The following is an 11,899-nucleotide window of genomic DNA, read 5'->3' as shown; positions in this document are numbered from 1 at the left end:
TCAAGGCATATTCAAGCCATACTCAATAGGAACGTTATATGCACAGTTTTCTCTTGTTAATTGTTAATACATATGATATTAATTAACCATATTATAAATGATTCATTTTTCAAATTGAAAGCGTTATCTTTTGTGTGTAAACATCCAGCTTTGACTGCTTGATCTATGACTGCAAGTCCCATTCGAAAGGAGCTTGATTCACATGAAATCCATTCAGCATTCCGTTCATACGTTAAGTCCAAAGCACGTACATATTGACGATCGTTTCTGGTCAGATTATCAGCAATTAGTAAAGGATGTTGTGATTCCTTATCAATATGAAGCATTACATGACCGTGTGCCTGATGCAGAGCCGAGTTATGCGATTCGTAATTTTGAGATTGCGGCTGGACGAAGAGAAGGTGAGTTTCATGGATTTGTTTTTCAGGATACCGATGTCGCCAAATGGATTGAGGCAGTAGGGTATTCCCTTATGCTATCTCCTGATCCGCAGCTGGAGCAGATGACAGATGAAGTAATCGCGTTGATTGCAGAGGCGCAGGGAGCAGATGGGTATCTGAATACGTATTTTACGATTAAGGAGCCGGATAAGCGCTGGACGAATCTGGTTGATTGTCATGAACTCTATACCGCCGGGCATATGATCGAGGCTGGAGTAGCTTATTATGAAGCGACAGGCAAGCGTCAATTGCTTGATGTGGTCTGTCGTCTGGCGGATTATATTGATGGTCAATTCGGTCCAAAGCCCGGTCAACTGCGTGGTTATGATGGGCATCAGGAGATCGAGCTGGCACTGGTGAAGCTATATCGACTTACAAAGGAAGAACGGTATTTAAAGCTAAGTCAATTCTTTATCGATGAACGTGGACAGGAGCCGAATTATTTAAAACAGGAATGGGAAAAGCGCGGTCGTTACAGCTTCTACGGTGGCAAGCCACAGGAGCGCATCAATCTGGAGTATTGTCAGGCACATCAGCCTGTACGTGAGCAAAAGGTCGCTACCGGGCATGCCGTACGTGCCGTGTATATGTACACCGCAATGGCAGATCTGGCACGTCTGACGGAGGATGAGCGCCTGCATGACGCTTGCCGTACATTATGGCGCAATATTGTAGATCGGCAAATGTACATTACAGGTGGGATCGGCTCAACTCGTCACGGAGAAGCTTTTACCTTTGACTATGATCTGCCTAACGATACGATCTATTCCGAAACATGCGCCGCAGTAGGCATGGTATTCTTCGCTCATCGAATGCTGCAATTAGAGCCACGTGGTGAATATGGCGATGTGCTGGAGCGAGCGCTGTACAACAATGTGATCGGTGGCATGTCGCAGGACGGTAAGCATTATTTCTATGTTAACCCGCTTGAAGTATGGCCAGCTGCAAGCCATCATAACCCGGATCGCGAGCATATAAAGCCTGTACGACAAAAATGGTTTGGCTGCTCGTGTTGCCCACCCAATGTAGCCCGACTGATCACTTCACTGGGGCAATATATATACACAAGCGATACAGACACCATCTATACCCATCTGTTCATCGGCAATGAATCCACTCTTCATATGAATGGATCAGATATCACGATTCAGCAAGCAACCCATTATCCATGGGACGGAATAGCCAGCTTTAGCTTCAAAATGGAACAGCCTGTTTCGTTCACACTGGCACTGCGTCTACCTGGCTGGTGTCACAAAGCGAAGCTTATTGTAAACGGAGAGCCGATTGATCATTCCTCCATGCTACGCAATGGGTACGTATACATCCAGCGTGAATGGACAGCGACAGATACGATCGAATGGCATATGCAAATGGACGTACAAATCCTGTACGCTCACCCTGAGCTTCGTGCCAATGCAGGACGCATCGCTTTACAGCGCGGCCCCCTGGTATACTGCATGGAAGAAGCAGATAATGGAGATCAGCTCGCTTCACTGGCGATTACAACGGAAGCTCCACTCGAAGCCCACTATGATCCTAACCTGCTAGGCGGCTGCACAGTAATCAAGGGTCAGGCTATACGCGAGCAAAATACGGATGCAGATTCCTCCTTATATCGCTTACAGCCACCTGCGCGTGTCGAACAATCCTTTACTGCTGTGCCATACTTTCTATGGGGTAACCGCGGAGAAGGAGAGATGTCCGTCTGGCTACGAAACTCTTGAATGGCTTGAGAGACTTGATGGCATGCCTTATTTATCTCCATTCATAGAGAAATAAATCGTTTGAAGTAAGCACCTGCTCACCTATACATGCCGTATGTATGCTCACATAAAACAATACATGCTGGATTCACTTCAGCAGATGCACCTTGCCAGATATACTAATAGTATTAGCAATTAAAGAATATTACGCATTAAACAAAACAGCATTAATCGTAAATGGTACAAGCATGTCGAGCTCTATATGAGAGAGTATGCTTGTATTATTTTTTCATACGGTTCATGAATCGATCTTGCTGGACATAGGATAAATACAGATTCGTGACAAAATATGAAAACGCTTGCATTTTACATAAATTGGAGTTATTTTAATAATAAGCATGGTTTTTAATCTCTCGTCTCATTCAGATAGCGCTTCATCAAGCATGATGACTGTAATTCCATTTTAAAGGAGGAATATATGATGGCGATCTCGCATGTTCTTGTCCCCTATGATGGTTCATTGCATTCCCAGCGTGCGCTGGAACGAGCAGCAACGCTGGCTGAAGGTCTACAGGCGGAGCTTGAGATTCTATATGTTGATTCTGCAACAGTAGATGAGCTGCGTCAGCCGCTCATTATGACGTCGAGTGAATTGGAAGCTTATTTTGACCATAAAGAGGACGAAGTGCGGCGCAACCTGCGAGAGATGATCTCCAGAATTCCGAATGCCAAAACCGTCATCATTTGTGGTAGTGCAGCGAAGGGGATTGTCGATTATTCAAGGCAATCGAAGCCCGATCTGATCATCATGGGTAGTCGGGGACTGAATACGATGGGTGAGTTTATGAAGGGTAGCGTGAGTCGCTATGTAACCCAGCGCGCATCTGCTCCAGTGATGATTGTTAAATAACCAGTGAGTCATATATGCTGGGGAAGATACAATCATGCTCCCATCGAGCGTATAAGCGTACAATTGAAAGTTTGATTTTAAATGAGCGTTATTTGTTGAAGCGCGAATATGATATAAGTCTGATCCAAACGAACCGCTCTTAGGCTATACATAGCACAGAGCGGTTTTTGATGTGCAGTTGGGTTTTTGGCGTGCGGTTAGATTTTGAGTTGCAGTCAGATTGCTTTCCATAAATCGCTGGATATGTTTTGAAAGAAATTCCAGCTTTAATACCTTGCTATAGCTGTTGCCAGTTCGACCAATCCATCATTCGGAACATTTGTTCTTGTTTTTTCTCGTAAACTATTGTAACACTGGAGATGAAACGTTAAAATGAAAAGGAGAACATACTAGGGAGGTCTTACATTGGCTAAAGCAAAAGTGGCCAAGCGTCCAACACGCGATGAATTTGTTCTGGAAGAGCTCGGTAATCAGCTAACAGAAGCATTTCATGAAAAGTCGATTATCGTGCTGACTGTCTGGGGCTGGGAAGAAACGGTGCGCGGTGAAATTGTTAAAATGGATTCACGTACAGGTAAGGTACATGTACAGACGGTCGAAGATCTGTACAAGGTGCCATTTATGGATATTATGGACATCAACTATCCACGTGATTGAGATACAGGCTATACAAAAAAGCTTTGACAAATTTCATATCCACCACATATACTAGCATAGTCGATTATCGGCTATGCTAGTATTTTGTTGAAGGAGGAATACGATGCCTCTTCATTCAGATGAGCAGTCTTTAGGATTATTGTTATCACGTACGTATCTGGCTTATAAAAAGAGAGCGACTCAATTACTAAGCTCACTGGATATTACACCAGAGCAGTTTGGCATCCTGCATCAATTGAGTAAATATGAAGGGATGTCTCAGAAAAAGCTAGCAAATATCCATGAGCGCGATCAGACGAGCATTGGGAAAACGCTAGAACGACTGGAAAAAAAGCAGTTGATTGCACGTCATGTCGATCCAGCTGATCGTCGTGCGGTCGTTGTGCATCTTACCGAAGAGGGTGTGGCGCTTTTACAGCAGGCAGAGCCTATTATGGAGAGATTGGATCATGATATTTATGATCGATATCAAGGAAAAGCCGACCATTCGCTACAGGATGCCGTAAATCATATCTATGAAAATTTGTCCGACTGAATAAGGTCGGCTCATTTTTTGGACAAATAGATGCATAGCCTTTTATAGGCTAACCATCTATTTATATACAGACAAAGAAGTGGAGTGGAATAACCTATGCAAGCTTTACACACCTGCAAGGCATTTTTAAGTATTGTTCAGACGAAGATTGGTCTCGTATTCGCCGTATTTGTACCGTTATTATTTACGATCGTGTGGATGACCGGATATAACGGGGCAACCGAACGGCTTGATCAGTTGAAGGTTGGTATTGTGAATGAGGATGGTCGTTCGGGTGCAGTAATTATAGAGCGTATGATCCAGCAGATGCCGTATCAATCGGTTATGTATTCGTCGCTGCAACAAGCGCAGCAGCAGATGGATCAGGGTGAGGTCATGATGGTCATTGCGATCCCAGCTGAATTTACAGAGCAAGGTAGCAGCAAGCAATCCGCACAGCTCTCGTATTATGTAAATGAAGCCAATTCAGATATCGCCAAATCAATGATGGAAGCTTCGGCTCCAGCTATTTCAGCAGCTGTAGGCAAGCAAGCCTTTGGCGATGTGCAGGAGCAAATTGTCAGCACGAATATCATCAAAACCCATTCGATTCGTAATTTTGCAATATCGATGCTGCCGATGATTCTGGGCTTTGTTACGTATATTGGTGTGATGACGATGAATATTCAGCTGAATCTCGCTTCCATGATGCTAAAACGTAGCCATCGCAAATGGGATATTTTCTGGGGAAGACAGCTCCTGCTTGTAGGCGTGGCGTTATTTGGATCTTTAATTGTTACCAGTGTTGCTATGCTATTTGCCAATACAACGGCATCGTTCTGGCAAATGTGGGGCTTTCATATGCTCGTATATGCAGCTAGCATCGGTGTGACACAGATGGCATTTGCTCTATTTGGCAATGCTGCACCGTTATTTAATGTAGCGCTCATTCCGCTCCAGCTCATGACAGCAGGCAATATTATTCCAGCAGCGATGCTGACGCCATTTTATCGGCATATCGGTTCCTTTCTACCCGCACCGAATGCGATTCAGGGCTATCTGCGTTTGATTTATAATGATGCGCCAGTCGGTTCATTTGTGCTCAATCTGCTGTTAATCACATTGATCACCTGGGGTGTGACCTGGCTGCGTACGGCTCTCATTCGTCCAGCTACTGCTCCGCTTACACAGCCAGCAGTTGATCATTAAAGAAAAGAGGATACAAGGATGGCATTTCAATATATTATCGTACCTTACGATGGCTCTGCCCATGCTGAGCGTGCTCTGGATCATGCTGTACAGCTTGCCGGAGAGCTACAGACACAGCTGGATGTGGTATATGTTGATTCTGTGCAGGCAGAGTTACTCCAGCAGCCGCTCATCATACCGACCCATGAGCTGGAAGCTTATTTTACAGACGAGCAACAGGAGACCCGGGAGCGCTTGAATCGAATGACAGAACGAGCTCACCCTGCACGTGTGAATATCATACAGGGTCATGCGGGCAAGGCGATTGTACATTATGCGACAAAGGTTCATGCGGATCTGATTGTAATGGGGAGCCGAGGGCTGGGTACGATTCAGGAATGGATGCTTGGAAGTGTGAGTCATTATGTGGCTCAGCATGCTGAATGTGCGGTCACGATAGTGAAGTAATAGCTAGCGAAGCCTTTTCGATGGAGAACATTCACTGTCTCCAGCGGAAAGGCTTTTTATCAATTATCCATGTCCTGAATGGTTAGCATCGCTATAATCATGCCGAGCATCGACCAGAGCTAATGAATAAGTGAAGAAGGATTCGCAGCGTCATCTATAATGTTATATGCCTAATTTCCAAATTTTAATAATATATAGCTAGTTTGAAAAAAGGAAGTTCCTCTAACTAAGCGAAATACTAATATACGATTTGAATACGCTTACATTAATGGGAGGGATTACATGATTACCAAAGGGAAATTATTCAAAATGTCACCGCGACGTCAGACGATTAGAAGCTCAGATACAGCTCTACATACTCGTAACAGCGACATAGCGCTGAAGAAGCAAAGTCGTTTTTGGAAAAAGGCAATGCTCACAGCGGCAAGTGTAGCGATGCTAGCTGCATTGTACACGGCTGGGCCTGCACCAGCAGCAGTTGCTGCGACTGGCTACAAGTTCGATTTTGGCAACGGAGCGGTACAGGCTGGTTATACAGGTGTTCGCGCAGAGGATGCCTACAGTGCAGCACGGGGATATGGCTTTAATACACCTGCTAATATGCGTAATGTGTCTGCCTCAGGGTCAGGTGTGGGGAGTGATGCCGTACAATTTGTAACCTTTGGCACGAAGAGCACCAATACATTCAATGTTGATCTACCCAATGGCTTATATAAGGTGAAGGTGATGCTGGGTAATACATCGCGCTCCAGTGTAGCAGCCGAAGGGGTGTATCAGATCATCAATATGACGGGGGACAATGCGGTTGACGAGTTTCAGATTCCAGTAACGGATGGACAGCTGAATCTACTAGTTACCGAGGGTAAAGCTGGAGCAGCTTTCACCTTGAGCGCATTGGAGATCACGCAGCTATCCACAAATCCAACGACGCACCCTACGATCTATATTGGCGGTGATTCTACTGTAGCGAATTACTATCCACTGGATAGCAGTGTGCAGGGCGGCTGGGGGCAAATGCTACAGCAATATGTGAACCCATCGAGCTTTATCGTACGCAATATGGCGTCTGGCGGACAGATCGCTCGTGGCTTCCTTAATGATGGACAGATGGAGGCTATTTTGAAATACATTAAGCCCGGCGATCTATTTATCGTTCAGCTGGGTATCAACGATACGAATTCCAAAAATACGACAACCGAAGCGCAGTTTAAGGAATATATGCGCGATATGATTCGTCAGGCGAAGGCAAAAGGCGCAACAGCCGTATTATCCACGCCGCAGGGACGTGCGACTGACTTTAATAGCGCGGGTGTACACAACGCTCAGGGCAGATGGTACCGAGCAGCAACAGTTGCCCTTGCATCCGAGGAGAATGTGCCTTTAATCGATCTGAACGTGATCAGCTCCGCTTATTTTACATCTATTGGCCCGGCGGCAACACTGGCACTCTATATGGATGGAGATTCTCTGCATCCTAACCGTGCAGGCGCGATCCAGCTCGCCAGACTGGTATCCGAAGAACTGAAGCGCCAGGGATTAACACCGTAAATGGGAATTAATCATATTGTCTGTTCCATACGAATATCGATACAGCCGATACCAGTGATTCACATGAACGGTACAGATTGATCGATAATTATAATCTTTAGAGCCTGAGAGTCTACAATGAACTCCTATGTTGTAGATTCGCAGGCTCTATTCTAGTGGATCTCCGTATTTCTTACCGGAGTAGTTGATGCAAGACGCTATAAAGTTCATATAGCGGTCTCTTTTCACAGCGCTAAACACAGCACTTATGCAATTTATTTCCTTCCCTTATACATACGAAAAATAATGTAGTATAATATGATAAGCATTTTGCGAGGATATGGAGGAAGATAGAGATGACAATGCAGCTCATTGATCCAGTACTGATCCAGCGTCGTTTAAACGAGCTTCAGGATCAGGATTTGTATATTCACCTTGAAATGACGACTGGCGCGTACGCGTCCCATATGGACAGCAGCAAGCACCCGTCGGCAACATTTATTAGTAATGCACGTCTACGCTATACTACAGGCTCCATTTCAGAAAAAGCGCCCTTTTTCCGTGTAGGTCTGAAAACAGAGACAGGCTGGGTATATTCCGAAGGCTTGACTCATTATGAAGACACCGAGCAGGCGCGCTTGATTCTAGCAGGACACGATGCTCAGGGTAAGCTTGTTGTTGCCTTGCAGCTCAGTAAGGAGCCGTTTTGATGAGTGAGGAGATGAACCCGATGAAACTGACGATACCTGAACAATCCCGTGTACTGGTCGTGCTGCCTCATCCAGATGATGAGTGCTACAGTCTGTCCGGTACATTGTCCAAGCATATTGCCGCTGGTGGGCAAGTAACGTATGCCTGCCTGACACTGGGCGAAATGGGACGTAACATGGGCACACCGCCATTTACGAACCGTGTGAATTTGCCGAATATTCGCCGCGCAGAATTGAAAAAGTCCGTTGAAGCGATCGGTATTCAGGATTTGCGTATGATGGGCTTCCATGATAAAACGATTGAGTTTGAAGATCGTAAGGTGTTGGATGGCACGATTCTAGAGCTATTACAGGAGCTTCAGCCATCTGCTGTATTTACCTTTTATCCAGGCTACAGCGTGCATCCTGACCATGATGCAACCGGTGCTGCTGTCGTGCGTGCGATGAGTCAATTGCCGGAAGCGGAGCGTCCACCGCTCTATGCGATGGCATTTTCCCATAATTGCACAGATGAGATTGGTTATCCTGATGTGGAAAATGAAGTGGGCGACTTTATCCAGAATAAGCTGAATTCCATTCATGCACATCGTTCCCAATTCCCATCGCCAGGTGAGCTGGGCAAGAGCAAAAAGATGGATCGCGAGCTACGCGAGCGCTTTAGCCGTGAACGCTTCTGGACGTATACTGCTTATCCGCAGGCTTAATCCATATATCATCATATCATCGATATTTTCTTGAAGCCGCCCTGTCGTTATGACGGGGTGGCTTTTTGCTGCAAAGGGAGCTTTTTGTGAAGATGGGTCATATTCCTTTTGATTTCATAAAAGATAACGCTTACAATATAAGAGTTCACTTGTTTATCTATTGTATTTACCTATTTATCTAAGGTGTATACGCTAACTTCTCTACCGGTATACCACACGGAGGGGTGTCTGCAACAGTATACACCGTTTGCCTATACGCCATAGATTATCTGATGTCAAAGGAGTGCATCCTAGTGGAACGCGTATCATTTGTATTAAATATACGGCCTGAGGATCGTGATGAATACATCCGTCGACATGAGGCGGTGTATCCTGAATTATTGCAAGCATTTGGTGAAGTGGGAATTCGTACATACAGCATTTTTTTACATGGTGGGATATTGTTTGCTTATATGGAGGTGGAAGATTATCGTAAGGCAATGGATGCACTCGCTGTCCATCCTGCCAATACGAAATGGCAGGCGTACATGTCTGATCTGCTTCTGCTAAATGATGCAGGAACGACCTCAGAGGATATACCGGAAGTATTCCATTATAAGGCTTGAGCTGAAAAAGGATGAGTAGACAGCCAAGACTTGAATTAAAGGTAGTCCAGTCAAAACGAATGCTAGCCATTTATATGATTTCATTTTAAAAAACAGCAATGAATAGACACAAAGTTGTATCTACACCTTTAACCTGTCATCATTAGTGTTGGAGGTGTATTTGTGATGAAATATGTACATTATGATTCGAACGGTCAATCTCAGCTCGGTATTCATTTGGATAAAGGCATTGTGTCATTTGCTGTGCTAGAGGAGCTATCTGCTGGTGCACTGCAATTACCGCAAACGGTAGCGCAATTACTGCAAGAGTCAGAGCTACATAAGAAGCTAACCGCTTGGCTAGAGCAAGCCAGCGCAACTACTGCTATATCACCTGAGCATTATATTGAAGAAGACACGGTACGCTGGCTTCCATGTGTACCAACACCAGGTAAGGTGCTGTGTATCGGCTTGAATTATCGCAAGCATGCGGCTGAAACGGGAATGGCTGAGCCGACAACACCTGTCGTATTCAGTAAATTCTCTGACACCGTAGCTGCACATCTGGATACCGTGCCTTTGCCAGCGCTCAGTCAGCAGGTGGATTATGAGGCAGAACTGTGCATTGTGATCGGGAAAAAGGCAGAGCGTGTCAGTAAAGAGACGGCGTTAGACTATGTGTTTGGCTATTGTGCATCCAATGATGTATCTGCACGCGATTTGCAAATGCGGACCAGTCAATGGCTGATCGGTAAAACCTGTACACGCTTTGCGCCGATCGGGCCGTATCTGGTGACCGCAGATGAAGTGGGCAATCCGAATGAGCTCGGGATTCGTGCCTATGTGAATGATGAGAAGGTACAGGATTCGAGCACATCTGATATGATCTTTTACTGTGATGAAATCGTTCATTATGTATCTCAGTACATGACGCTGATGCCAGGCGATATCATTTTAACAGGGACACCGGAAGGTGTGATTTTAGGACAGCCGGAGGAGCAGCGGGTATGGTTGAAGGATGGCGATGTGGTAACGATTGAGATCGATAAGCTGGGACGTTTAACGAATACGTTCAAAGCAGCTATCCCGCAATAAACATAGAGAGCTGTAGGATAGCGGTGACAGCAGACCGCAAACACGTTATTATGAAAGAAGTGGACATAAATAGAGAAGGGGTCTGTGGATGAAGTTTAGGGAATGGATTAACCATGAGGGGATTAGACGGATTATTGTACTTGCCATACTGATCCTGATTATCTTTTCAATGTCGAGCATGATGAATATTATACTGATGACATTGCTGCTCACGATTCTGATCGGCAGCTTGTATAAAGGCGTCATGAAAATTTTTCAAAAGGTAGTTCCCAATGTATCTCCGTTTTTTGTTATTCCGCTTGTGTATGTTGTATTGCTGGGCATCATCGGCTGGGGGATTTATCGTATGGTGCCAACTGTAAGTATGCAGGTAGCTCAGATTTATGACATGATTCAGGATGTGTACGCCAATCCGCATGCGAACAAATGGAATCATTATGTAGTCGAGCTGATGAGAACGCTGAACATTGAGCAGGTGCTCGAAAATGTAGGCAAATTTATCGGCCCAGGCTTTACCGTACTACTGAAAATAAGTCAGATCGGCTCCCAGCTATTCATTGCCATATTGCTGAGTTTGTTCTTTTTGCTGGATCGCTCGCATATCGTACGCTTTACAGCTTCATTTCAAGATAGCAAGCTCAGCTGGTTTTTTAAAGAAGTCGGTTATTTCGGTGGTATGTTCCTGAATACATTTGGTAAAGTGATCGAGGCACAGCTGCTCATTTCCTTTATTAATACAATTCTGACGATTACAGCGCTCTGGATCATGGGATTCCCGAATCTGATGGGACTTGCTGTTATTGTATTCGTACTCGGGTTAGTACCGGTAGCTGGTGTGTTCATCTCGCTCATTCCGTTAGGACTGACCGCGCTGAGCGTAGGCGGCATCAAATATGTGGTGTATCTGTTCATCCTTATTCTGATTATCCATGCGATCGAGGCGTACTTCCTCAATCCAAAGCTGATGTCGAGCAAAACGAACTTGCCGGTATTTTATACCTTTGTCATCCTGATCTTCTCCGAGCACTTTATCGGGCCATGGGGACTTATTATCGGTATTCCACTATTCGTCTTCTTCCTGGATCTGATCGGTGTCAATCGTGGCAAAGCGTCTAAGCAGCCCGATCCTCCTGCCTCTGGGAAGGAGAAGCTAGCTTCTCCACCATCTCCACCGGATCAGCTTAGTTAAATAGGTTAGAACACTGTAGACTGTATATCATGCACAATCATACATTATAAAATTGAGCCACTTTCCCATATGTTCCAGACTTGTCCGTAATGGATAAGGATTGGTGCGATGAGGAAGTGGCTTTTTTATATAGTTATAGATATGCAAAGTGATAGAACAACAAGCGGACTCGTTACGAAGTGTACAGTGCGATTAGAAGGAAATATGGCG

Annotated in this window: 12 protein-coding genes; all 12 read left to right on the top strand. The window is 45.1% G+C overall.

Annotated elements, in window-relative coordinates; translation table 11 throughout:
* Positions 1-202 precede the first annotated feature (202 nt).
* Entirely contained in the window at positions 203-2,164 is a 1,962-nt protein-coding gene (locus IEX62_RS07135) for a glycoside hydrolase family 127 protein (RefSeq protein ID WP_188774745.1), read from the top strand.
* Positions 2,165-2,621: 457 nt separating this feature from the next.
* Positions 2,622-3,053 carry a universal stress protein gene (locus IEX62_RS07130; protein ID WP_229685666.1) on the top strand — a complete coding sequence of 144 codons (432 nt, stop codon included), beginning with the start codon at positions 2,622-2,624 and terminating at the stop codon, positions 3,051-3,053.
* Positions 3,054-3,458: 405 nt separating this feature from the next.
* On the top strand, positions 3,459-3,710 hold the full coding sequence (locus IEX62_RS07125) for a YolD-like family protein (RefSeq protein ID WP_188774744.1): 252 nt from the start codon (positions 3,459-3,461) through the stop codon (positions 3,708-3,710).
* A 103-nt stretch (positions 3,711-3,813) separates the two neighbouring features.
* Positions 3,814-4,245, top strand: coding sequence for a MarR family winged helix-turn-helix transcriptional regulator (locus tag IEX62_RS07120; protein ID WP_188774743.1), 432 nt, complete (start codon positions 3,814-3,816; stop codon positions 4,243-4,245).
* A gap of 96 nt (positions 4,246-4,341) precedes the next feature.
* Positions 4,342-5,433, top strand: a complete 1,092-nt coding sequence (locus IEX62_RS07115) for a YhgE/Pip domain-containing protein (protein WP_188774742.1) — start codon at positions 4,342-4,344, stop codon at positions 5,431-5,433.
* An 18-nt stretch (positions 5,434-5,451) separates the two neighbouring features.
* Complete coding sequence (locus IEX62_RS07110; RefSeq protein ID WP_188774741.1) at positions 5,452-5,880, top strand: universal stress protein; 429 nt, start codon at positions 5,452-5,454, stop codon at positions 5,878-5,880.
* Positions 5,881-6,315: 435 nt separating this feature from the next.
* Positions 6,316-7,428, top strand: a complete 1,113-nt coding sequence (locus IEX62_RS07105; RefSeq protein ID WP_229685689.1) for a rhamnogalacturonan acetylesterase — start codon at positions 6,316-6,318, stop codon at positions 7,426-7,428.
* 341 nt (positions 7,429-7,769) lie between these two features.
* On the top strand, positions 7,770-8,117 hold the full coding sequence (locus IEX62_RS07100) for a YojF family protein (RefSeq protein ID WP_188775046.1): 348 nt from the start codon (positions 7,770-7,772) through the stop codon (positions 8,115-8,117).
* Positions 8,117-8,821, top strand: coding sequence for a bacillithiol biosynthesis deacetylase BshB2 (gene bshB2, locus IEX62_RS07095; RefSeq protein WP_229685665.1), 705 nt, complete (start codon positions 8,117-8,119; stop codon positions 8,819-8,821). Before IEX62_RS07100 ends, bshB2 begins: the two co-directional genes overlap by 1 nt.
* Positions 8,822-9,114: 293 nt before the next feature.
* Positions 9,115-9,426, top strand: a complete 312-nt coding sequence (locus IEX62_RS07090; RefSeq protein ID WP_229685664.1) for an L-rhamnose mutarotase — start codon at positions 9,115-9,117, stop codon at positions 9,424-9,426.
* Between the two features lie 165 nt (positions 9,427-9,591).
* A complete protein-coding gene (locus IEX62_RS07085; RefSeq protein WP_188775043.1) occupies positions 9,592-10,500 on the top strand; it encodes a fumarylacetoacetate hydrolase family protein in 909 nt (302 codons plus the stop codon).
* Between the two features lie 88 nt (positions 10,501-10,588).
* A complete protein-coding gene (locus IEX62_RS07080; RefSeq protein ID WP_188774740.1) occupies positions 10,589-11,689 on the top strand; it encodes an AI-2E family transporter in 1,101 nt (366 codons plus the stop codon).
* Positions 11,690-11,899: the final 210 nt, after the last annotated feature.

Origin of the sequence: Paenibacillus hunanensis, assembly GCF_014645615.1 — a bacterium.
In the GTDB taxonomy this organism is placed as follows: Bacteria; Bacillota; Bacilli; order Paenibacillales; family Paenibacillaceae; genus Saccharibacillus; species Saccharibacillus hunanensis.
This window is presented reverse-complemented; position numbering and strand designations above follow the sequence as displayed.

Bases quoted from the DNA above. Each gene is read 5' to 3' on its own strand.
- IEX62_RS07135 (WP_188774745.1), top strand. From the start codon at position 203: ATGAAATCCATTCAGCATTCCGTTCATACGTTAAGTCCAAAGCACGTA.
- IEX62_RS07130 (WP_229685666.1), top strand. From the start codon at position 2,622: ATGATGGCGATCTCGCATGTTCTTGTCCCCTATGATGGTTCATTGCAT.
- IEX62_RS07120 (WP_188774743.1), top strand. From the start codon at position 3,814: ATGCCTCTTCATTCAGATGAGCAGTCTTTAGGATTATTGTTATCACGT.
- IEX62_RS07115 (WP_188774742.1), top strand. From the start codon at position 4,342: ATGCAAGCTTTACACACCTGCAAGGCATTTTTAAGTATTGTTCAGACG.
- IEX62_RS07110 (WP_188774741.1), top strand. From the start codon at position 5,452: ATGGCATTTCAATATATTATCGTACCTTACGATGGCTCTGCCCATGCT.
- IEX62_RS07105 (WP_229685689.1), top strand. From the start codon at position 6,316: ATGCTAGCTGCATTGTACACGGCTGGGCCTGCACCAGCAGCAGTTGCT.
- IEX62_RS07100 (WP_188775046.1), top strand. From the start codon at position 7,770: ATGCAGCTCATTGATCCAGTACTGATCCAGCGTCGTTTAAACGAGCTT.
- bshB2 (WP_229685665.1), top strand. From the start codon at position 8,117: ATGAGTGAGGAGATGAACCCGATGAAACTGACGATACCTGAACAATCC.
- IEX62_RS07085 (WP_188775043.1), top strand. From the start codon at position 9,592: ATGAAATATGTACATTATGATTCGAACGGTCAATCTCAGCTCGGTATT.
- IEX62_RS07080 (WP_188774740.1), top strand. From the start codon at position 10,589: ATGAAGTTTAGGGAATGGATTAACCATGAGGGGATTAGACGGATTATT.